Source organism: Desulfitispora alkaliphila, assembly GCF_050433185.1.
Lineage (GTDB): Bacteria > Bacillota > Desulfitisporia > Desulfitisporales > Desulfitisporaceae > Desulfitispora > Desulfitispora alkaliphila.
Genome location: NZ_JBNPXS010000046.1, coordinates 1 through 21,757 on the forward strand (window position 1 = coordinate 1; position 21,757 = coordinate 21,757).

The window sequence follows — 21,757 nt, forward strand, 5'->3', positions numbered from 1 at the left end:
GTCACTTGAAAATTTCTCCACATTGGGGTGAAGTCCTTTTTTATGCTATTGAAAACCTTATATATCAAGGGTTAATTAATTTGCAAAAGTCTCATTTTAAAAAAAATTTAGTTAGTCTATTACTTTTTTATAATATTTAATTACTAGTTTGTCCAATTTCTGACTAAGCCTTTGCACCTGCTTGTTTTGAAGGTCTCCTTTTTCCATACTGACTTTAGCTAATTCTTTTCTTAATGTGATTATATCCTTTAGCAATTTATCATTACACATACTTAACACCTCACTTATAAAGAAAACTTGGCTTGCGTCAAGCTTTAGCTTTTGGCAGAAGCCTTAGCTGCACTTATGCCGATGGAAAGTAGAACTGTCCTATGGTGTGAAAAATAATTATACAAGAGGGAAGAGAGCTGCTACTCTCTTCCTATATTAAGAGGAGGGTACTATATGCTAAAGATATCATATAAACATAAACATTATATAAACTAAATGTGATTTTTTTGTAAATAAAGAAAGCCCAGCTCTACGCCAGGCTCATTAATAATCTATGCTTTTCCTTTACAAAAAATTGCGCCCTCCGCATTGGGATCAGCATCCTTAAGATATATTAAGACTGTCCTCCTTATTACAAGGACAGTCTTAATTTTAGCTTACTCCTCTATTCCATATGCTCGCTCTAAAAAAAGAACTGGACTCTTAACCTCTCTTCCTGTACCATGGCCTATTTGCATTCCACAGCCACCGCATTCTGTTGTAATAGCATCAGGGTTCATTTCATCCACCTTAGCAAAAATATCACTGCCGATATCCATAGCTATTTGATACTTTTCCTTTTTAAACCCATAACTCCCTGACAAACCGCAACATCCTTGGTTAATATCTTCAATCTCCAAGTCAGGTATTAGCTTTAGTAAATCTACAAAAGGCTTGCCTATCCCCTGTTTTTTTAAGTGGCACGGATTATGATAGGCTAGTTTTACTGGTACTGATTTAAAATCAGTATCTAGCTCTCCTCTTGCATGTAACTCTTGCAGGAATTGACCAAATTCATATACTTGAGAGCCTGCTTTCTCAGCACCTTCTATGCCAAAGAGTTCATGATACTCACTTTTCCAGGTCAAACTACAACTAGTACAGTTGATAATGACAGTGCAACCCTGTTCCACATATGGCATAAAGCTCCTTAAATTTTTAGCTCCTTGCTTCTTAGCTGCATCCATATATCCATTAGCCATTAGAGGAAGTCCACAGCAGCCCTGATCTGGAACTATCACTTGATATCCATTATGCTCTAATATTCTCACAACTGCCTTACCCACCTCAGGAGCATTGTAATTGGTAAAACATCCAGCAAAATAAACTACTTGTTTTTCTGCTTGCTTTACTTCTCTCTTCTTAAACCAATTAGTAAAGCTTTGCTTTTGGTAAGCAGGCAGTGAGTGCTCCTTAGAAATTCCTAAAAATTTATCCATAGAAAACTTTATAACATCCTGTCCCATCATAAAGTTGGTTAAACCCACGTGAAATGAGCCTAACTGGGCTAAAACTCCCGGTCTCCCCAGCATATTGTCACGCAAATTTAATTTATCCTTAGATTTTTTCCACTGGCTCTTATAGTGGGCGTTCAAAAGGGATACCTTTACCCCAGATGGACAGACCATCTCGCAGTTACCACAGTGGCAACAGTAATCTGCTTCATCTGCTAGTTCTATTTTTTCATCTAAGCGAAATCTAGTTAACTCTGGTCCCATGTGCTTAGGGCCAGTAAAACTATCGCTATGACTGGTAACAGGACAGTTTGCAGTACAGGTACCGCATTTGATGCACTTATCTAGAGCTCCATTAACAGCTTGCCTCATTGTAGCATCGCCTCTCTCCCTGATTGTAGTGGTATCCTGCCAATGTCCCTGCTGCATAACCTGTAGCTAGTGCAACTCCTAACCCACTCTTTTCCACTGCAGCATCGTAACCTGCTAAACTAGCTCCAACAATAGCAACTTGCCCATATTTATTAAAATCTTTATACAACACACTTGGCTGTAAGTCTTTGTTAACTGCCACTCCCGCTAAGGAGTAGGGCTGTTCTTCTCTATTCAATAACCCCATGGAGTTTGTGTTTTTATTTCCACCAGTAGCCACAGGAAGGCCTATTGCTGTTTCTTCATAACCCTTTCGATCCTTTAAGATTCCTCCGCCAAAAACTCCTCCTGTAGCTAAAATCAATTTCTCACAACTATATACTACCGGCTTCCCAGGGGCATCTATGGTAACTGTCATTGTCTCCTTAGTTGTCTTCACTTCTAGAACAGGTGTCCCCAGTTGAATGTCAGCTCCTTTTTTAGCAGCGCTATCTATAAGCATATTGTTTAATCTATATCCAGGAACAGTAAGTTGCCCAACTGGAATTTCAAAAACAGGATGCTGTAATTTAATACTCAACTTAGCAGTCAAATCTTGCTGATACTTACTCCCTAAAACAGCGGGCAGGACAATTGCAGTTTCTTTCCCCATACCGTGCCCACTTATTAACAACTTAAGCTCTCTTACCAAATAATTAAAATTTTCTTCTTTATCCAACCATTTAGCTATTGCAAGAGGATTGCTTCGCTTAGTCCTAGAAAGACCTAGATTGATTAAGCCTCCATTGACCCATTTACCTTTAATGCCCATCTTTTCTCTAAACCTATTGGCTCCATCTGCAACCATTTTAGGGGAAAAGTCTAGGAGACCTTCCATTCCTATCACTAAGCATTCCCCTTCATTTCTCACATCGCCACCAGCCATGCTCGTAGGCACTAAAGCCGTTGGCCTTACAAAACCATAGCTTGTTACTAAGAGAAAGTTTCTCTTGCCATCCCCTTTATATTCTAGACCCATTTCGCTGGCTGTATTTAAAAAGTATTCAAGGCTCTCTTCTAAGAACTTGTAACCAATTTTGCTATATGGGTGGTCAGCTTTCTTTTTAATCAACCTCTGCACGTTGTCTTTAATATTGGTGAGACATCTTTGCTGCTCCCAGGGCTGGTAACCCAACACATCCACAGTACCACTAGTCATGTTAGTACATCCCTGACCTTTACTGAGAACTAATACCTTCTTTCCCTTATCTCTGGCAGCGCAAGCCGCTATAATCCCAGCCATACCTGCACCAATTGCAATAACCTCATATTTCATAATTATCACCACCCTGATTCACATTATATAGATTCATATATCTATTTCGCAAAAACTCCACCTGTCTTACCTGCTCTCCCCACATGGCATTGCGATTACCCTTCCATCTACCTTCAATAAACTCATCTAACATTACTTTTACTTCATGGTGAGTTAGCTGTCCTCCCTCATAAAGCTGAGTTATGGCTCTTCCAGTACAAATGGTTCCCTGACAGGTACCCATCCCCAGTCTAGTCTTTCTTCTGATGTCATTGAGAGTAACTCTTGCTCTTTCCTTAGCTCTCAACTCTACCTCAGCTAGAGTTACCTGTTCACACTCGCACACTATATCCCCTTTCCAGGGGTTAGTTTTTATTACTTCTATAACCTGATCAACATTTTTACCCCAGCGTTCAGCAGTCTTATATGCAGCAGGGTTAGTAGTGTATTTTCCTAACTCATCAATTTGTGTTGCAGTTGCTGCTGGAATAAGCTCTTCTTTAGCAGTTCTGCAAGGTTTTGTATTGGCCATCTGTTTACAAATAAGATCAGTTGCTTTTTCAGCCATTAACCTATAGGTGGTAAACTTACCTCCAACTATAGATACAAAGCCCTCAACTCCCTGATCTTTGTGATCTAGTAACGCAAAGCCCCTTGAGACAGCTCTGCCATCCCCCTCATCACTACTAGCACTACTGTCTTGGTACAGAGGCCTTACACCAGCAAAGCTTCTCAATACTCTAAATTCCTCTAAATTGGAAAACATTTCTCTTCCCAAATGCATCAGCCTCTTCACTTCATCTGTAGTACTATCTAAGCTATCAGGGCTATCCACTACCACAGAGGTAGTTCCAAAGATAGAGACAGTTCCATGAGGCACAATTATGTCCCCATCTCCTGGTTTACGCAATCTATTAACTACCCTGCTAGTTAGGCGGTGGTTAAAGGCGATAAGTGTTCCCTTATCCGCAGTAACCTTTATATCTACTCCCGCTAGTGCAGCCACTTTACCAGCCCACGCACCACAGGCGTTGATAACATAATCACATTCTATTTCTCTGCTTTGACTAGAGACAGTATCCGTCACCACAACTCCTGTTACTTTCCCCTCATTAGTAATAATTTCATCTAACCTATTGTAAGTGTAAGCCTTGCCCCCATATCTTTCAGCAGATTCCACATTTGCCCAAACCAGTCTGAAGCCGTCCACAGCTGCATCGGGAACTATAAAAGCTCGCTGGATTTGGGGATTAATATTGGGCTCTAACTCCAATGCTTTTTCTACTGGTATCTCTTTTACGGTTATACCCGCCTTTTCACATGCCTTTATCCATTGGTCTGCGTAAGCTGGATCATCACCTGGTAATTGCACAAAAAGTCCTTCAGTCTCTTCAACACAGGTTCCTTTGCCAATCTTGCGCATAATTTTGTTTTCATCTATACACTCTTTAGCTGCTTCATAGTCTTTAACTGCATATCGCGCACCACTGTGCAATAAGCCATGGAAACGAGAGCTAGTTCCGTGAGCCAAGTCGTGCTCTTCAACTAAAATTGCTTTCACTCCCCTCATGGATAAATCTCTTAAGATACCTGTTCCAGTAGCCCCTCCACCTATGACAACGACCTCAGTTTTTTCAACTGCCACTGTAATCCCCTCCCTATCTAAATACAAAAAGACCACGCTGAAAACAGAAGCTCCTTGCTCCTGTTTTTGCGTGGCCATCTCACCATCTCAATCCACATATATCAAGTTTTAATCTTTCTAGTTACATTATAATACAACCGGTATGATTATTCAAATTAAATCTCAGCTTGCTTCTTTAGCTTGAACTTATCTTCCATCTGATTCCAATCTAAGTTAATCTGATAAAATATACTTTCCTCTTCAATTACACCATTCCCAAAAGAGCCTGGAGGTCTAATATACCCTTGCTCATCAATTATATGTCTTCCTCTCCTACTACTCCATTTCTCAACTTCCTCAGTATGCTGGTCGTACTGAAAAGCATTTAGTTCAATTTCTACTCTGTCTATCTCACTTACATCACTTCCATTATATTTAATAGTAGGTTTTTGTCGTACCGTACCTTCTACCCATCCATTTCCTCGATACTTATAATACTGCACAATAACACTAGCTTCCCAATATTCTCCCTTTCCTTTAAAAACAAGTTCTTTAGTATCATTTAGCTCTTCAAATGCTACTTTTCTTATTTGATTTAGTCTTTGCAAAAAATCATTATTTCTACCATTTAAGCTTGTCTCATCTGTAACGTATACTAGCAACCCATTCTTTGCTTTTATGGGTATCACAGACTCCACATCAGCCACTTCTATTTTCGTCATGTCACTAATAGTATTCTTATAATATTCTACTCTTTTCCCGATTGATGGGAACACAAATATTATTAGTCTGTCCTTTGTATCGTTTATTTTGTAACAATTCTTTTGTGCAGCTACTGGTTCTTCACTAACAGAAATACTCCCAGTTGACTTTAAGGAAATATCCACAGCTTCTAACGCCAATATAATATCATCTACAGTAAGTAAATCTTCATCTTCTAACACTATATCATTTTCAGAAGTACAGCCAACTGTTATCGTCAACACGCAAACGCAAATAAATATTAAGAGCCTACACTTAAATTCAATCTTTATGACCTTTGTATACATAAAAAATCACCTCAACTTACACACTCGCTCCCACTATATTAACTACCCATATGTTTTTTAACCTCTTTTACTTCTTGTAAAATCTCTTTCGTATTATTCCAAATTCCAAATGTAATCACTAGTATGGCAAGAAGTATTATAACAATCCAGACAAGGTAATTTGTAACCATCTTATCATTAACACCTCCCTGTTTCCTATTACAGTTAAACATACCCTCTTTATATATAAGACTATCTACACACTAAACCGTTCCATTTTTTTGCTATATACAATCTTCTCGATCAACCATAAATTACCTGCATACATAAAAACTCCTTGGACAGTTGTCCAAGGAGTTTTCTGTTGTTTAGTTAGTCTAGGTTCCACAGGGCTCTTCTACTAGTGGTTATGGCTCTGAAGCCAGCATTTAAAACCATCTCGGCGTCTTCTTCAGTTCGCATTAAGCCACCTGCAATTACAGGTACACCTAATTCTTCAATCACCTGATCTAGATAATATTTGGGCAGGAAGGCTGGCATGATTTCTAATGCATCTGGTTTACCTACTTTGGCCATTTTAATACCAGTTTTAACAGCTTCGCTGTCCACCATAAAAAAGCGTTGTACGGTTACTAATCCTTCGTCCTTAGCTGCTTTTATTAAAGTGGATTTGGTAGAAATTATTCCATCCACACCTATTGCTTTTGATAAAAACCTTATGCCAGTAGTGTCTTTTCCCAATCCTTCTACAAGATCAACATGCACGAATACTTTTTTCCCATTTTTATTGACCTCGTTTGTAATACGCTTCAACTCGAAAATGTTAGTATTGAGAATAAATATAGTCTTAATCTTTTTATGGTTCAACACTTCTCCCAAATCATCAATTCTTCTCAGGGATGCCACAACCCTTTGTCCTGCAATAACTTTTTCAAAGGAACCCTTACTCTTCATCTTTCTCCCATCCCATGGTCAACTTAACTGCTTTTTTCCAGCCTTTGTATAAGCGCTCTCGCTTATCATCTTCCATGCAGGGTTCAAACTTGGCATCCATCTTCCAGTTTTCAGTTACTTCTTCTTTATTCCAGAAATCAACTGCTAGTCCCGCTAAAAAGGCTGCTCCTAAAGCTGTTGTTTCTGTGAGCCTTGGCCTCTCCACAGGTACATTTAAGATATCAGCTTGAAATTTCATCATCAAGTTGTTAGCCACAGCTCCACCGTCTACTCTAAGAGCCTTTAGCCTAATTCCTGAATCCTCTTCCATAGCACTGAGCACATCTTTGGTCTGATAAGCTAGCGAATCCAGAGTGGCCCTAATAATGTGTTCCTTTTTAGTCCCTCTGGTCATCCCGAAAATACCTCCACGGGCATACATGTCCCAATAAGGAGCACCTAGCCCTGCAAAGGCCGGTACCACATAGACACCACCAGTATCCTGAACCTTTCCTGCAAAGTACTCTGAATCCACAGCTGAATCAATTAGCTTCATCTCATCACGCAACCATTGTACTGCAGCACCAGCGATAAAAATACTTCCCTCAAGAGCGTACTCGACCTTTCCATCTATTCCCCATGCAATGGTAGTCAAGAGCCCATTTTGGGATGTTACTGGCTTTTCACCTGTATTCATCAACATAAAGCAGCCCGTACCATAAGTGTTTTTGGCCATGCCTGACTTAAAGCAAGCCTGTCCAAATAGTGCAGCCTGTTGATCTCCAGCCACTCCTGAGATGGGGATTTCTGCTCCCCCAAAGGTTTGACTATCAGTGCGACCTAAGATTGTGCTGGAATCCATGACCTTCGGCAGCATACCAGATGGAATATCAAGGACTTGTAGCATCTTTTCATCCCACTTAAGCTCCTTGATATTGTATAACATGGTTCTAGATGCATTAGAGTAGTCAGTTACGTGAGACTTCCCCCTAGTCAAATTCCAAATAATCCAAGTGTCTACCGTTCCAAATAAAAGCTCTCCTCTTTCAGCCTTATCCCTAGCACCCTCTACATTGTCCAAAATCCACTTGATTTTAGTCCCAGAAAAATATGCATCTATCACTAATCCTGTATTATCTCGCACATATTCTTCCATGCCTTGCTCTTTTAGGCTATCACATATCTCTGCTGTTCGCCTGCATTGCCATACAATGGCATTGTAGATTGGTTTTCCTGTATTCTTATCCCAGATTATTGTGGTCTCTCTCTGATTTGTTATCCCTATAGCAGCTATTTCTTGAGGTCTGATACCTGTTGTCTCTAAAACCTCTCGAGCAACTCCACTTTGAGTTCCCCATATTTCCATTGGATCATGCTCTACCCAGCCTGGCTTAGGGTAAATTTGTCTAAACTCCTTTTGGGCAACCCCTACAGTACTACCATCTTTATCGAAAAGAATCGCTCTAGAGCTGGTAGTACCTTGATCAAGGGATAGAATGTACTTTTTTTCCACCGGATCCACCTCCCGCTAAATCAAGAAGAGCGGCAGAAACTATCTACCGCCCCCTTTATTTTACATTAATCCAATTTTAGGTTCAACTCTTTAAGTTTTTCTGCAGTGGGCTTGCCATCTTCTACACTCCAACCCATTTCAGCATAGTATTCATCTAGCATTCCATCTAATGAAATTATTTGACCTGCACTATTACCCTTTTCAAACTTCTCTTTTAAGAAACGAGGTGGTAACTTATCTTCTTTTCTTGTAAGTCCATCCCGCACATTATACATTCTCTCTAGGTTGAGGATTCGCTCCCCTACTTGTAGCAACTCCTCTTCACTCATATCCCAGCCTGTAGCCATGTTTAACAGCTTCACTTGCTTAGCAGAACTCATTACAGGTCTCATCGTAGCGCAGTAACCCTCTGAATCCACTAGTGCCATTTGAATTTGAGTATCTTTTACTAGAGCAGCCTTACCTTTGTCTGCAAATCTGTCTCCAGGAATTTCAGCACCCATAGTAGGCGCAACCATGTGATGGGCTCCTTTAGGCGAAGTTGCATAGGTAAGAGCCATCCCTTTACATCCTCGAGGGTCATAAGCAGCCAAGGACATCCCTTTACTCTGCATTGCCAGTTCTGGTGCACCAAGCTTCTCAGCAACTTCCCTGATGTCGCCTGCCAATAAATCACCAATTCCCTCTCGTTTACCCATTTTTTCTAAAAGGGCAACTGCTGCCTCTCCATTACCAAAGTTCATTTCTAGGCCATCACAGTCTTCTTTTGTTATAATACCACGCTCATAGCATTCCATTACTAGAGATACAGTAGCACCAGCAGAAATGGTATCCATGCCGTAGTAATCGCATACTTCTGAGGCTTTAAGCAAGTCATCCCACTCACTAATACCACAGTTTGAACCCAATAGTGTAGCTGTTTCAAACTCAGGTCCCTCAATGTGTACCTCACCGTATTTATCGGATTTTACTGCACATACCTTTGAGCAGGCAACAGGACAACTGTAGCAAGCACAGTCATTTACCACTATATCTTCTCTCATTTTAGGGCCTGTCATATCCTTGCCTTCTTCAAAATACCCCTCAGAGAAGTTTTTAGTAGCCCAAAAACCCAGCTTATTTATTCCATCTAACATCTCCATCGTACCGTAATTTCTTCGTGCAATGGCTTTTGGATTTTCTTTAAACTCTTTATGCAATTCTTGTACATACTTAGCAAGCTTAGGAGCTTGTACCGGTCTTACCTCACCTGTTCCCCTCACAGCTATAGCTTTAAGGTTTTTCCAGCCCATAACAGCTCCGCCGCCACCTCGACCAAACTCTCTGTGCCTATCAGCAGTAATACACGCCATTTTATTTAGGGTTTCACCAGCTTGACCAATGCAGGCAATCTTTACAGATTCATCCGTGTTTAATTCTTCTCGCAGAATTTTTGCTGTATCTGGAATGTTGTGACCCCAAGCTGCACTGGCATCTTTAATTTCCACTTTGTCATCTTCAATCCATAGATAAACAGGCTTATCCGCCTTGCCCTCTATAATCAAGCCTACATAACCAGCAAATTTTAATTCGGGACCGAAGTGTCCTCCACAAAGGGAGTATGTGTAGGTCTTAGATAATGGTGACTTAAAGCTGGCGCAAATTTTGTTGCTACCAGGAGCCATTGTACCAATAACAGGTCCATTAAAAAACATAAGCTTATTGGCTTCAGAGAAGGCTTCTGTCTGAGCAGGTACTTCATTATACATGTAGTATGCTCCCATACCTCTTCCACCTAAATAATCTTTATATACTTCTTCCTTTATTTCCTCAGTAGTTACAGTACCCTCTGTCAAATTTACTCGCAATAGTTTTCCAGTAAAGCAATCCCTTCTACTCACCTGCAGCTCCCCCTTTCTCCTTTGCCTTTAACGCCTTGGCACGATAAAAGCTGTCTACTGATTTGGCATCAATACAAGTCAAAGCACTTTCTGGACAGTTTTCTACGCACTTAGGCTTCCCGTGACACAAATCACAAATTAGTACGTAGCCTTCAGTTGGGTGCATTCCCACTGCACCATGAGGGCAAGCCTCCATACACAGGCGGCAACCTGTACACTTTTCCTTATCAGTCTTTACTGCACCTGTTTTAGGGTTCTTTTCCAATGCATCTGTTGGGCAGCTAGACACACAAGCTGGTTTAGTACATTGCATACAAATAGTAGGTACATCTACACCCTTGTCCTCTAGCCTTGTAACTCTAATCCGTGATTTAGCAGGGTTTACAGCACCATGGTGTACCATGCTACACCACTGCTCACAAACCCTGCAGCCAATACATTTTTTCGCGTCTGCAACTAATGTTTTCACAATTTCTCCCCCATTCATTTTGGTCTCTATACTTCTAATATCATAGGTCTCTGCAGTTTATTTCCATCTTTTAGCTGAACCTCTGTAACCGGCCACCACTTTGGTACAGGAGTAACCACTTCCGGAGTGTCCCCTTGCCTAGTGAGAACTGTATCCTCACTTTTAGTCCCTTGCAGTGTAGGATTCCAACCAAACATTTGATCAACTACTATAGTTTCTTCTCTACCATCTCCAGCTCTAAACTCTCTAGGAGCATATCCAATTGCCCCACCCTGGTGATGATTCTTCCACTCTTCTGGATATCCAACTTTTGCAAACTCCTCTATTCCAGCCTTAAAGGGATCTTCACTATTAGCCCCTATGCGAGTGTTGTCAATCATCACAGCATCAACTCTAGCTACTTTTTCTTGCTTCTCTCTCAGGTCTGAAGGTAAGCTGCCAAAGTGAACTGCTCTAGTAAGGGTAACGTGCAGACCATCCTTTTCTCCCACTAAGCTTATAAGAGCATATTTGTCTAAAGCCTTATCTGTTGGCACCGGATGTCTACAGCCAACAATCCTCTCATCTGTTCCCACCAACAATACTGCTGGTCTAATCCCATTTGATAATAATCTATCGCTTAAATTTGCAGTGATTTCATATTCAGTAATTCCCGGACGCAAGTCTGCACAAAGCTGAGAAGTTTCAAAGCTACAAATAGCTCCTATTATTTTAGCCTTTTGAACTTCATTCGGTGTTAGAGAAAAACGCAGCCTATCTACCTGGTCACCTACAAATGTCATACCTTCTTTAGGCATATCTGTGCCTAGCTTTTTGCCACCTGCCAATTTTTTTATGGCATCTAAAGGCTTTTCATACCAGTAAAAGGTAACCGGCTCAAAACCTTGACCCATAACCTGCTCCGTCATAATTCGATTTATTTCATTGGAAGGTGCAACAATATATTTTTTGCCCTCTATAATAACAACTACTGCACAACCAGCTTCTGACCCTGTAACAACTCTGTTAGTCCCCCCTGAAGTAAACCAAGAAAAGTTCATGAATTTAAAAAGACATATGCCATCTAAATTTTCTGTAGCCATAAGTTTAGCGATGCGGCTTTCTTTTTCATTTATTTCTTTATTAAAAAGTTCAGTCAAAGCCATGACTATTCCTCCCGCCAGTCTAGTATTCTTCTTCCACTTTATATTTTGGCAATTCTGTTAGATACAAGTAATCTTGCTGCCATTCCCCAACTAGTGGCCTAAGCCAATTTATAAATTCTCCGGTAACCTGTTTCCTGCTATTATCATAAAAGTGATCGGGTACTTTCTTTTCTTTGCCCCCCACTTGAATTAAAGGAATTGGATTTAGTTTTAATGCTTCTCCATTTGCCTCTTCCACTATAGTCATACATCCGTTGTCGCCATTTAGTAGTGACTTAACGGCGGCTTTTCCTATATTAAAAGCCTCTACTTCATCCACTTCCGAACGATAAGCTGCAAAGCTGCGCTGAGCCATTCCTAAGTTTTGCGCCCTGGAGCGCAAGCCTAGCTTGGCTGTAATTTGCTCTGATAGATAATCTGCTACCCCACCATAGGTTTGGCTTTTGCCGATTTTCTCCTCAAAAGCTGGATGACCTATTGCATCACCTTTTTCATCGGTAATGCCCTCACCCACAACAGCTACTGCATATCCATAGCGGGCTACTACATACTGTATCCTAGTTAAAAAGTTGCTTTCATCAAAGGCATGTTCGGGCAAATATATTAGGTGAGGAGCTTGACTATCATCTTTCCTTGCTAAGCCACTGGCAGCTGCTAGCCAACCCACATTTCTGCCCATAGTCTCTACAACTCTAACCTGCTCAAAGCCCTTCATAGCCTCTAAATCCAAAGCCAAATCCTTCACTGCTCTTGCAACGTACTTAGCCGCACTAGCATAGCCGGGAGTATGACTGATATCTACAATATCGTTATCTACAGTTTTAGGGACTCCTGCAACTAAGAGCTCTACTCCCCTTTTCCAAGCTGCTTCATAAATCAAGTGAGTAGCGTACATGGTTCCATTACCGCCAATGTACAGAAAATATCCTACATCTAAATCGACCAGTATTTCCACAGCTCTTTCTATATCTGGGCCAGTTAACTCAGTCCGAACAGAACCTAAGATAGCCCCGGGAGTTTCTCTTAACTGGGAAATCTGTCTCTGAGACAAATTACTTAAATCTACTGCTCTACCTTCAAATAGACCCTCCAGGCCGTTTTCCAGTCCTATAACTGTGCCTATTCCGTTGTCTTTATAGCTCTCTTCAATTATTCCTGCCAAAGTACTGTTAATAACGGCACTGGGGCCTCCTGATTGGGCAACTGCTAGTTTTTTTCCAGTCAACTGTAATGCCCCCATTCTTTAAATGCTGTTTAAATATTTTTAAAGTTAAAGTACCATGCGCACAAATGCCAGGTACTTTAACTTTAGCTCTTTAAGTTTAAGCTGGTGTCTGGTATACTGATGCCAAAAGTTCGTTCTATTGTTAAGCACTGCTACAGTCAAAATATGGGCCGAAGTGCTACTGACCCTGTTCATCTTTTCAGGTCTATGCTCATAATGGAGATACGCCATGTCTCTTCTGTTGATAAATGGATAAAGGAGTTAAAAACTCCTTTACCCATTCTAGCTATTCTTTCTGGTTTTGAGCCTGCAAATACCCCCGGTGTTGGCACTTTTTATGACTTTCAAAAGCGTCTTTGGGCAGGTGTCAGTGCCCATTTATCTAGTAAGGTCCGTAAGCCCCAGCGTAAACCTAAGAAGGGTAAGAAGAAAGGGGAAAAAGCTCACATGCGCAATCCTGGTATTGTCAAACGCCTAGTCAAGCGCTTTTTAAACTATCCCCCATCTTTTAAAAATTGGCCTTCTGATTTGTTACAGCAAACCTTGAAGGAGTGTTTCGTTTTGCCTTCTGCTAAGAAGGGTCTTTTAGGCAATACTTCTCTTCTTTCGGTAGCCGGGGACGGAACCTCTGTCCGTACGGGTGCTAGCCCATACGGAAAGCTTTTATGCAATTGTAGAAAAAATAATGTTTTCCGTTATAACTGCCCGCGTCGCTTTTCTGATCCCGATGCTGATTGGGGCTGGGGCAGCTATAGGGAACAGTATTATTATGGGCGTTCCCTGTATGCTTTTACTGTTGCTGACAGTCCTTACGATCTGCCTATTTACTTTTCTTTTCATAAGGCTTCTGTCATGATAGTGTTTCTTTTGTTGTTTCTATTTTTGAACTGCTAAAGCTTTATTAGACTTTCTATTCAACTTATTCTTGGGCACTCATGTTTGTGGTTTCCGAGAGCTTATTATTACAGTAATTCTTTATATCCTCTTGCAAAAAACTCTAACTTATCTTTTACCATTTCTTTCACAGCATCTTTACACGCTAGGGGAATACCAACCATGTCGTGCGCTGCTGGATTAACTTTACTAGTTTCAATGAACGCATCGATATATGTTTTCTTTACTTCGGTTCCTATGTTTATCTTTTTAATTCCCATGCTTACTCCCTTTGCAAACTGCTCTACTGTCAAGCCTGTACCTCCATGTAGTACAAGGGGAACATTTGCAATGTCAGCAATTTTTTGTAGTCGCTCAAAATCTAGTTTTGGTTCCCCCTTATACAACCCGTGAGCATTACCAATTGAAACTGCTAATGCATCTACGTCCGTAGAACTTAAAAACTTGTCCACATGGGTTGGATCTGTCATTTTAGCATTTTTAACTTCCTCGCCATCTTCAATTCCTGCTAGCGCACCTAATTCTGCCTCTACAGATACACCTACACCCCTTGCTACTTCTGTCACTTTATTTGTAACTTCTATGTTTTCTTCTAAGCTTAAGTGTGAGCCATCTATCATTACTGCACTAAACCCTAACCTGATAGCTTTAATACATGTTGCTAAATCTTTAGAGTGATCTAGGAAAACACATACTGGTGCTGATGATTTTTTTGCCAGATTAACCATGATCTCCCCTAATTCTTCATTGCCAAGCTTGTTTAGCACTGGTGAGCCAATCATAGCAATCACTGGAAGTCCCTTTTCCTCGGCTGCATTGATAATCCCCTGAGCACTATATAGGTCATATGTACTAAATGCACCTACTGCCCCATCGTGAATTTTCATGACTTCTTCAAGCGTAACTAATCCCATAAAAACTTACCTCCTTAAAATTTGTAATTTAAACATAATGTAATTTTGTATGTTTGTAATATTATAATCTTGTTAGATAGTCTTAGTTTACCATCTAAGCCGTTTTTCATCAATAAATTTTTCTGGAAATTCACATGAAAAAATGGCCCCTGTTAAGAGCCATTTCCTTCATCTAATTTAAACATTTTTTTGTCTTTTATGTCGTTCTTATTCATTTGCACTCGATAACTATACCTGTCACCCCTATAAGAGTTCAGGGATACTTCCATCAGTCTGCCGCGGCTATAGGTGGACCTAATCATTTTTAGAATAGGTTCCCCAACCTCCATATCCAGTAATTTTGCTTCTTCCTCATCGGCTACTGCGGCAAATATTTCTTGTTCCGCTTCTTCTAAAATTATATTTAAATCTTTTTGTACAATATCGTACATTCCTTTGATTGCTAAATCATATTCCTCAAAACTTCTTCCCACATCCACTGGCCAGTAGCTTCTCACAAATACCACTGGCAACTCGTTCATCATTTGAACTTTTTCCACAAGATATAATTGTTCGCTTGCTCCAAACTCTTTCAAATTAGGAATAAGTTCTAGGGTTTCTTCAGTAATTTTTTCTACTCCTATTTTTGTTACCTTAGCACTAGGCTTAAAGCCCCTTTTCTCAATTTCCTCAAAAAATCCAGTTAACCCCTGTAGTGTTTCTACCATTTTTTCGCGAACAAATGTACCTTTGCCAGGCTTTCTGCTGAGCCACCCCTCTTTTACTAGTTCGTAAATAGATCTCCTTACAGTAGTACTGCTAACATCGTACTTTTCCATGAGTTGCTTATCTGTAGGAAATAATTCTCCAGCTTCCCATTCCCCTACCTCTAGTCTCTTGCGCAACTCTTGTGTAATCTGGTAGTGCAATGGCATAGCGCTATCCATTAGAAGCCGCCCCCCCCTCTTTTTTTTGTACAATATTGCAACATTTAATGTGTTTATTATATTCCTATTTTTCAATAACTGTCAATACATACTTAAGAAATAAAGAAAGGGCTCTAGTTTTTACTAGAGCCCTTTCTTTATTTTCCAATATTAAATACTCAATCCAACCCTGTGGATAGCAAAGCCTGTTGTTTCTTTTAAGATCTCTGTCTTTGTAAGCTTTCCTGATAATACTTCTACTAGCTCATCATAAATCATCTCTGATGCTTGCTCTAGTGAGATTGTTCCTTCTAAAAGCCCTCTTAAGTCTAGGTCAACTGTATCCTGCATTTGATCATAGGAAATTCCGTTTCCTGTTATTTTAATTGTTAGCATTACTGGGTGAGCAATTGTGTGACCGCCACCTGTGGAGAATACTAGGGCTTGCGCTCCTGCTGCTGCAATACCTGTAATTGATTCCGCTCCGTGACCTGGTGTATTCATCATATATAGACCTGATTCTTTGCCTGGTCTGTCTCCATTGCCGATTACATCCATGATGGTTGCTGATCCACTTTTCTTAGCTCCACCTAGGGATTTCTCTTCGATTGTGCTCAATCCACCTGCGATGTTATCTCCCGTAGGCTGAGATCCTCTAATGTCTTCTCCTGTTGCTAGAATTCTTTGCTCGTATTTGGCAATTTCATTCCATATCTTGTCTGCTACTTGTTGGTTTACTGCTTTTGATGCTAACCATTCTTCTGCTCCCATTAGCTCCGGGAATTCTGCTAGGATCGAACGTCCTCCCTCTTTTATAACTCGGTCAGAACATAGTCCTAGTGCTGGGTTTGATGCAAGACCTGATGTTGTGTCTGATGTTCCGCAGTTTAAGCCAAATAAAAATTTGGACATGTCTACTTCTTCACGTTTTTGCGCTGATAGTTTTCTTTTGATATTCATTGCTTTTCTTGTGGCGTCTGCTACTGCATTGATAGCTCCACCTACTGTTCTAATGTTTACTGCTTCTACTGGAATACCTACTTTAGAAATTTCTTCTGCCATGTCGTCAATGTTGCATAGCTCTTCTCTAAAGTGGTCCACGATTACTACTCCACCCACATTTGGGTTCATTGCCATTCTAGTTAATATTTTAAAAGTCATTTCTAGGTCTGATCTTGTTTGACATCTTCCTAGGTGGTGAGTTATTGGAACAGCACCCACTACTGAGTTAGCCACTCGCTCTGTTACACTATTTGCATAAACTGTTGCTGATAAAATCAGTACATGGTTTCTAGCTCCTACTTCTCCATTGGGTCGTACATATCCTAAAAATTTAGACATATTATTCAGCCTCCTTTTTGCTTAAGTCCCCACGGCCTCTGTTGCTCTCAATGTTGTTAAGATGCACGTGGTCACCTACTTTTATGTCCTCTGTTGCCTTACCTAGGCTCAAGCCATACTTTAAGATTGTCTCACCTTTTGCGATTGGCTTGATTGCGATTTTGTGACCGTAAATTATTTTGTTGTTTACTGGCACCTCTACTTCTACCCCATCAATTTCTACTGCAATTTTACTTCCTGCTTCTACTTCTGGACCTAATATGGTCGCTACGTTGTCTGTTGGGTCTACGACCCATGCTACTTTTGCCATACTTGTTACCTCCTTGTAAGTTAAATATATTTTAAAAAAGCTTATTACCGATTAAGCGGTAAGAGGTTGGTGGTCATACCTCTTATTGTATATAGTATTCATCATCTCCCCTTAGATTCCTTCTTGAAAACTTAAAAATATTGTATACATGCAAAATATTAATTTGCTGTTAATTTTCTTTCTTACTCTATCGAGTCCATAAGGTCTTTTTCTACTGCATCCAAGTGCTCAAGCATAGTATTTTTTGCTTCTTTCGTGTCCCCTTTTATAATAGCTTGTGCTATTTTCAAGTGGTCTCTTAGTGATTTTACTGGTCTATTCGGGACTCTTGTAGCCTGACACCTGGCATCGGTTAATAAATCAATCAGGTCATGCATGATTTTAACAAAAACACTATTGTTTGTAGCTTCTGCTAATGCATTATGAAAAATCCTATCGTGTTCAGCTAATAATACAGATTTATCCTTTATGCCTTTACTTTCTAATGCGTCGGTAGTTTCTGCTACAATTTTCAACAGCTCTTGCTTTTGCTCTTCAGTTCCATTCTTTGCAGCCCAAATAGCAGCCTGCACTTCTAGTACTCTTCTAATAGCAAAAAGTTCTTCTATTTTTTCCTTTCCAATGAAAAGTTGCTGCACAAAAGTATCCACTGGAGTATTGGGATCTTTATCAGTAACATAGACTCCTTGTCCATGCTTTATAACGACCAAACCTGATGCTTCAAGAAGTTTCAAAGCCTCTCGTAAAGTGGTTCTGCTAACCCCAAGCATCTCCGCCAATTCTCTTTGGTTTGGCAGTTTTTCCCCAGGTTTTAGTTGTCCATTTACAATGGCTAGCTTTAATTCAGATACGACTTTTTGATATACACTTTGGGACTTTGTATGAATTTGGTTAAACATATGCGCACCTCATAATTCTTTTTATTTCATTTGTACTCTATAATAACACAAAATTAAAATATGTGTACGCTATTTAAAACAACTATCCTTATAAACACATAAGTGCTACCCTTTTTAAGGTAGCACTTATGTTATATAAAGTTAATGGGAGGGGCTGTTTTTAAAGCTCGTCTCCTCGACCCTGTACTTCTAGTAGTTCTTCAACTAACCATTGGTCAATTGTACTTCCAATAAACTCATCCCAAACTGGTTTAGTTACATCCATCCACATTTGCATTTCTTCATCAGTTAAATCAAACACTTCAATTCCGTGATCGATAAAGTTTTGCTTAGCCTCTGCTTCTTGAGTGTAGGTAACCTCACGTTGCCAGTCTAAAGCCTTTTGTCCAGCTTCTTTAACAATTCTTTGCAGGTCTTCTGGCAGTGCATTATAGTAATCTACATTCATAACTAATATATGCATACAATAGTTGTGGTCAGTAGTTGCTGCATATCCTGTAGCTTCATGGTGCTGAGCTGCATATAGCAGGTCAAAAGTGTTACCTTGCCCATCAACTGTTCCCTGCTGTAAAGCTGTATACACCTCGCCCCAAGCTACAGGAACAGGATTTGCACCTATTGCATTAGCAACAGCAATTTCAACTGGCGAATCTGTAGTACGCAATGTTAAACCTCTAAAGTCGTTAGGAGTTCTTACAGGAGCATTTGCTGTAGTCATCTTTCTATATCCATACTCACTAAACATTATAATTTCAAAACCATCTTCTCTACTAATTTCACGGAAGTGCTCTCCAATCCTACCATTGTCAATAGCATCGTATATAGCTTCTTGATTTTCATATAATGTAATATACGGTAAGTCCCACACCATCCAGTCATTATTAAAGTTGGCCATATTTGGTGTAGATGATGAAGACATTTCTAGTGTTCCTGCTTGTACAGACTCATGAGTTACTCTATCACTACCAAGTACGGCAGAGTCATAAATTTCTATTTCTATTCTGCCATCAGACATTTCTTCTACTATTTCTTTAAACTTAACATATCCCACCGAAACATTATTTCCAGGTGCCATGGGGTGACCAATTCTCATTCTATATACTTCCTGCTCTTCGCCTCCGCTTGCATCTCCATTATCCGACCCACCACAACCTAATAAAGCAATTGATAAAATCAATACTAATCCAATAGCTAGAAATCCTTTCACCTTAAATCTTGAGTTTAACATTAACATTCCTCCTCTCATTTTTAAAACAAGTTTACTTCTTTATTGATTTTTAAAACACATTACTATTTGACTTGCTTTCTCACCTCCTGTATCAGTATCCTATAATCTGTCTGGTAAATACATGGATAGCTGGGGAACATACATAATTATTAGTAATCCCACTAACAATATGAGCAAAAACGGTATCATCGCTCTGACTAGTGGCCCAAACTCCACCTTTGATATACCCATGGCAACAAATAGGTTTACTCCAACAGGTGGTGTCACAAATCCTATGGCCAAGTTTACAACCATTATTACACCAAAGTGAATTAAGTTAATATCAAGAGCTACAACAATTGGTAATAAAATGGGTACTAGGATAACTATAGCTGCTAAGGCTTCTAAGAATGTACCGATAAAGAGTAAAAATGCTGAAATTATAAGTAAAATGATTACTGGATTATCTGAGACTGAAAGTATAGCATCCGCAATCATGTTAGGAATTCTCTCTACAGTCATTAAATATCCAAACATAGTAGCCGTTGCCATCAATGCCATAATGACTCCAGAGATCATAGCAGCATCCACCAGCGCCTTAGGGAGAGTTTTCCAGTTAAGTTGCCTGTAGATAACTACTCCTACAAACAGACCATAAAACGCCGCAACCGCTCCTGCTTCAGTAGGTGTCATGAACCCACCATAAATACCACCTAGAATTATGAATGGCACTAACAGTGCAAACTTAGCATCCCAAATCGCTTTGACTAATGTCTTTATACTTCTTTTTCTTTCAGATCCTTTCCAGCCATTCTTTTTAGATATAACATAAGCTACTAGCATTAGTAATAATCCCATAAGGATACCAGGAATTATCCCTGCCATAAAAAGCCTTCCAACGGATTGCTGGGCAGCCACACCGTAGATAATAAATGGATTGCTCGGCGGTATCATAACACCTATTGCTCCAGCTGCAGCAACTATGGCAGTGGCAAAAGAGGCTGAATAACCGCGCTGAATCATTGCCGGGATGGTTATTGCACCAATAGCTGCAACTGTGGCAGGTCCAGAGCCACTAATCGCGGCAAATAGCATACATGTGGCTATTGTAACTATTGCATATCCTCCAGTTATCCCACCGATGATCTCATCTGCCACATTTAGTAAGCGCGTAGATAATCCTCCCGCCCCCATAAAAACACCTGCTGCCACGAAAAATGGGATGGCCAATAAGGGGAACTTATCTATTCCACTATATGCAAATTGAGAAACCATTCGCAAGCTGATAGCGTCGGTATTCATTATTGTAATCACCGTGGCCAAACCCAGTGCAATTGCAATGGGAACACCAATAACCACAAAGAATATTAATGAAGTAAACAAAACTAAAGTAGCACCAAGATTAATATTCAGGAATATTAGCAAGGATATAACCGTAAATGCTACACAAATTAGCGTATCCTTAATTGGAACTGCTTTAGCAGTTTTCCATAAATCCACAACTAGTCTAATTGACATCAATCCAAACCCGATAGGTAAAATCATATATGGAATATAGTACGGAATTCTCAATGCAGGAGTTAACTGCATTCGGTCCATCTGCATTTGGATTATCTCTACACTTTTACTAAAAATAATTACAGTGAAGAACAAGAAGAATAGATTTATGGCTATCCAACCTGCCTCCTGCCATCGTTTAGGAAGAACATTGTATAAGGCGTCCATCCTAATATTGCTTCTTCTTTTAATTCCCAATGCCATTGAAAAGTATGATATATAAATAAATATAAATCTAGAAACTTCCCCAGCCCATGCGTTTATATTAAGTACATTAGGCAACCCCAAACCAGTTATCAAGTAACGATTAATTGTATCAGCTGTAATAATCAAAATCATACTTAACAATCCGATGATTAATACTGGCTTTTCAAAATTCTCATCCATCCAATTCAAGAACTTAAAAAGAGTTGACTTATTCCCTTCTTGTTTTATCTGAGGTGTTTGCTCTTGTAAACTATTAGTGCTTTCTTTTGTCATTCCACTCACACCCTTCCCTAAATTTCCGAATTCAGTCCGCCAACACAGGTTGCGAAAAAGATATTATTCACAACCTGTGTTTGTCCATTGCTTTTTTATTATAATACCAAGTTAATTAAAAGTCTACCTTATTCTTTAAATAAATTTATTTCTAAATGATAGTAACGTACTTATTATTGTTAAGACAGGCTGCATTTGCCTCATCGGTATCTATATGCATTTCCAACTTATATTTATCGCTAACACGAACTAAAACCTGGTGAAAGACCAACTCTCTTAATCC

The 21,757-nt window shown here is 39.8% G+C and carries 21 protein-coding genes; 1 reads left to right on the forward strand and 20 read right to left on the reverse strand.

From position 1 onward, the window contains the following. Window positions 1-111 precede the first annotated feature (111 nt). From GGQ84_RS13415 to GGQ84_RS13470, 12 genes are all read right to left on the reverse strand, one after another. Window positions 112-270 (reverse strand): Spo0E family sporulation regulatory protein-aspartic acid phosphatase, encoded by a 159-nt coding sequence (locus tag GGQ84_RS13415; protein WP_429163321.1) that lies wholly within the window; start codon window positions 268-270, stop codon window positions 112-114. A 377-nt stretch (window positions 271-647) separates the two neighbouring features. Then, a complete protein-coding gene (locus GGQ84_RS13420; protein ID WP_429163322.1) occupies window positions 648-1,856 on the reverse strand; it encodes an anaerobic glycerol-3-phosphate dehydrogenase subunit C in 1,209 nt (402 codons plus the stop codon). Next, window positions 1,840-3,171 carry an anaerobic glycerol-3-phosphate dehydrogenase subunit GlpB gene (gene glpB, locus GGQ84_RS13425; RefSeq protein WP_429163323.1) on the reverse strand — a complete coding sequence of 444 codons (1,332 nt, stop codon included), beginning with the start codon at window positions 3,169-3,171 and terminating at the stop codon, window positions 1,840-1,842. Before glpB ends, GGQ84_RS13420 begins: the two co-directional genes overlap by 17 nt. Then, window positions 3,161-4,873 (reverse strand): anaerobic glycerol-3-phosphate dehydrogenase subunit GlpA, encoded by a 1,713-nt coding sequence (glpA, locus tag GGQ84_RS13430; protein ID WP_429163324.1) that lies wholly within the window; start codon window positions 4,871-4,873, stop codon window positions 3,161-3,163. The genes glpB and glpA overlap by 11 nt, the downstream gene beginning before the upstream one ends. A 77-nt stretch (window positions 4,874-4,950) precedes the next feature. Continuing rightward, entirely contained in the window at window positions 4,951-5,760 is an 810-nt protein-coding gene (locus GGQ84_RS13435; RefSeq protein WP_429163325.1) for a hypothetical protein, read from the reverse strand. Window positions 5,761-6,174: 414 nt separating this feature from the next. Beyond that, a complete protein-coding gene (locus tag GGQ84_RS13440; RefSeq protein ID WP_429163326.1) occupies window positions 6,175-6,756 on the reverse strand; it encodes a glycerol-3-phosphate responsive antiterminator in 582 nt (193 codons plus the stop codon). Further along, window positions 6,746-8,248 carry a glycerol kinase GlpK gene (gene glpK, locus GGQ84_RS13445; protein ID WP_429163327.1) on the reverse strand — a complete coding sequence of 501 codons (1,503 nt, stop codon included), beginning with the start codon at window positions 8,246-8,248 and terminating at the stop codon, window positions 6,746-6,748. The genes GGQ84_RS13440 and glpK overlap by 11 nt, the downstream gene beginning before the upstream one ends. Before the next feature lie 65 nt (window positions 8,249-8,313). Next, window positions 8,314-10,128: an aldehyde ferredoxin oxidoreductase family protein gene (locus GGQ84_RS13450; protein ID WP_429163328.1), complete on the reverse strand. Its 1,815-nt coding sequence runs from the start codon at window positions 10,126-10,128 to the stop codon at window positions 8,314-8,316. Further along, complete coding sequence (locus GGQ84_RS13455; protein ID WP_429163329.1) at window positions 10,121-10,597, reverse strand: 4Fe-4S dicluster domain-containing protein; 477 nt, start codon at window positions 10,595-10,597, stop codon at window positions 10,121-10,123. Before GGQ84_RS13455 ends, GGQ84_RS13450 begins: the two co-directional genes overlap by 8 nt. Window positions 10,598-10,623: 26 nt before the next feature. Continuing rightward, the gene (locus tag GGQ84_RS13460; RefSeq protein WP_429163330.1) at window positions 10,624-11,742 is read right to left on the reverse strand and encodes a M24 family metallopeptidase; all 1,119 of its coding nucleotides are present in this window, start codon (window positions 11,740-11,742) and stop codon (window positions 10,624-10,626) included. Between the two features lie 19 nt (window positions 11,743-11,761). Next, window positions 11,762-12,967, reverse strand: coding sequence for a diphosphate--fructose-6-phosphate 1-phosphotransferase (locus GGQ84_RS13465; protein WP_429163331.1), 1,206 nt, complete (start codon window positions 12,965-12,967; stop codon window positions 11,762-11,764). A gap of 45 nt (window positions 12,968-13,012) precedes the next feature. Beyond that, complete coding sequence (locus tag GGQ84_RS13470; protein WP_429163332.1) at window positions 13,013-13,162, reverse strand: hypothetical protein; 150 nt, start codon at window positions 13,160-13,162, stop codon at window positions 13,013-13,015. A gap of 21 nt (window positions 13,163-13,183) precedes the next feature. On the opposite strand from GGQ84_RS13470, the gene GGQ84_RS13475 reads away from it, so the two are divergent. Then, window positions 13,184-13,861: a hypothetical protein gene (locus tag GGQ84_RS13475; protein WP_429163333.1), complete on the forward strand. Its 678-nt coding sequence runs from the start codon at window positions 13,184-13,186 to the stop codon at window positions 13,859-13,861. A gap of 68 nt (window positions 13,862-13,929) precedes the next feature. Here GGQ84_RS13475 and GGQ84_RS13480 read toward each other — a convergent pair whose 3' ends face one another. The 8 genes from GGQ84_RS13480 to GGQ84_RS13515 all read right to left on the reverse strand — a co-directional run. Next, window positions 13,930-14,775, reverse strand: a complete 846-nt coding sequence (locus tag GGQ84_RS13480) for a class II fructose-bisphosphate aldolase (protein WP_429163334.1) — start codon at window positions 14,773-14,775, stop codon at window positions 13,930-13,932. 152 nt (window positions 14,776-14,927) lie between these two features. Then, complete coding sequence (locus tag GGQ84_RS13485) at window positions 14,928-15,701, reverse strand: GntR family transcriptional regulator (RefSeq protein WP_429163335.1); 774 nt, start codon at window positions 15,699-15,701, stop codon at window positions 14,928-14,930. A 150-nt stretch (window positions 15,702-15,851) separates the two neighbouring features. Then, window positions 15,852-17,021 carry a UxaA family hydrolase gene (locus tag GGQ84_RS13490; RefSeq protein WP_429163336.1) on the reverse strand — a complete coding sequence of 390 codons (1,170 nt, stop codon included), beginning with the start codon at window positions 17,019-17,021 and terminating at the stop codon, window positions 15,852-15,854. Window position 17,022: 1 nt separating this feature from the next. Beyond that, entirely contained in the window at window positions 17,023-17,331 is a 309-nt protein-coding gene (locus GGQ84_RS13495) for a UxaA family hydrolase (RefSeq protein ID WP_429163337.1), read from the reverse strand. A gap of 182 nt (window positions 17,332-17,513) precedes the next feature. Then, a complete protein-coding gene (locus GGQ84_RS13500; protein ID WP_429163338.1) occupies window positions 17,514-18,230 on the reverse strand; it encodes a FadR/GntR family transcriptional regulator in 717 nt (238 codons plus the stop codon). Between the two features lie 160 nt (window positions 18,231-18,390). Then, window positions 18,391-19,458 (reverse strand): TRAP transporter substrate-binding protein, encoded by a 1,068-nt coding sequence (locus GGQ84_RS13505; protein ID WP_429163339.1) that lies wholly within the window; start codon window positions 19,456-19,458, stop codon window positions 18,391-18,393. Window positions 19,459-19,557: 99 nt separating this feature from the next. Then, a complete protein-coding gene (locus GGQ84_RS13510; RefSeq protein ID WP_429163340.1) occupies window positions 19,558-21,381 on the reverse strand; it encodes a TRAP transporter large permease in 1,824 nt (607 codons plus the stop codon). Window positions 21,382-21,625: 244 nt separating this feature from the next. After that, window positions 21,626-21,757 (reverse strand): PduL/EutD family phosphate acyltransferase (locus GGQ84_RS13515; RefSeq protein WP_429163341.1); only part of this gene is annotated, 132 nt, incomplete at its 5' end.

Excerpts from the sequence above, each read along its gene's own strand:
- GGQ84_RS13415 (WP_429163321.1), bottom strand. The coding sequence starts at position 270 with ATGTGTAATGATAAATTGCTAAAGGATATAATCACATTAAGAAAAGAA.
- GGQ84_RS13495 (WP_429163337.1), bottom strand. The coding sequence starts at position 17,331 with ATGGCAAAAGTAGCATGGGTCGTAGACCCAACAGACAACGTAGCGACC.
- glpA (WP_429163324.1), bottom strand. The coding sequence starts at position 4,873 with ATGGCCACGCAAAAACAGGAGCAAGGAGCTTCTGTTTTCAGCGTGGTC.
- GGQ84_RS13505 (WP_429163339.1), bottom strand. The coding sequence starts at position 19,458 with ATGTTAAACTCAAGATTTAAGGTGAAAGGATTTCTAGCTATTGGATTA.
- glpB (WP_429163323.1), bottom strand. The coding sequence starts at position 3,171 with ATGAAATATGAGGTTATTGCAATTGGTGCAGGTATGGCTGGGATTATA.
- GGQ84_RS13480 (WP_429163334.1), bottom strand. The coding sequence starts at position 14,775 with ATGGGATTAGTTACGCTTGAAGAAGTCATGAAAATTCACGATGGGGCA.
- GGQ84_RS13490 (WP_429163336.1), bottom strand. The coding sequence starts at position 17,021 with ATGTCTAAATTTTTAGGATATGTACGACCCAATGGAGAAGTAGGAGCT.
- GGQ84_RS13440 (WP_429163326.1), bottom strand. The coding sequence starts at position 6,756 with ATGAAGAGTAAGGGTTCCTTTGAAAAAGTTATTGCAGGACAAAGGGTT.
- GGQ84_RS13510 (WP_429163340.1), bottom strand. The coding sequence starts at position 21,381 with ATGGATGAGAATTTTGAAAAGCCAGTATTAATCATCGGATTGTTAAGT.
- GGQ84_RS13485 (WP_429163335.1), bottom strand. The coding sequence starts at position 15,701 with ATGGATAGCGCTATGCCATTGCACTACCAGATTACACAAGAGTTGCGC.
- GGQ84_RS13475 (WP_429163333.1), top strand. The coding sequence starts at position 13,184 with ATGGAGATACGCCATGTCTCTTCTGTTGATAAATGGATAAAGGAGTTA.
- GGQ84_RS13420 (WP_429163322.1), bottom strand. The coding sequence starts at position 1,856 with ATGAGGCAAGCTGTTAATGGAGCTCTAGATAAGTGCATCAAATGCGGT.
- GGQ84_RS13460 (WP_429163330.1), bottom strand. The coding sequence starts at position 11,742 with ATGGCTTTGACTGAACTTTTTAATAAAGAAATAAATGAAAAAGAAAGC.
- GGQ84_RS13470 (WP_429163332.1), bottom strand. The coding sequence starts at position 13,162 with ATGAACAGGGTCAGTAGCACTTCGGCCCATATTTTGACTGTAGCAGTG.
- GGQ84_RS13500 (WP_429163338.1), bottom strand. The coding sequence starts at position 18,230 with ATGTTTAACCAAATTCATACAAAGTCCCAAAGTGTATATCAAAAAGTC.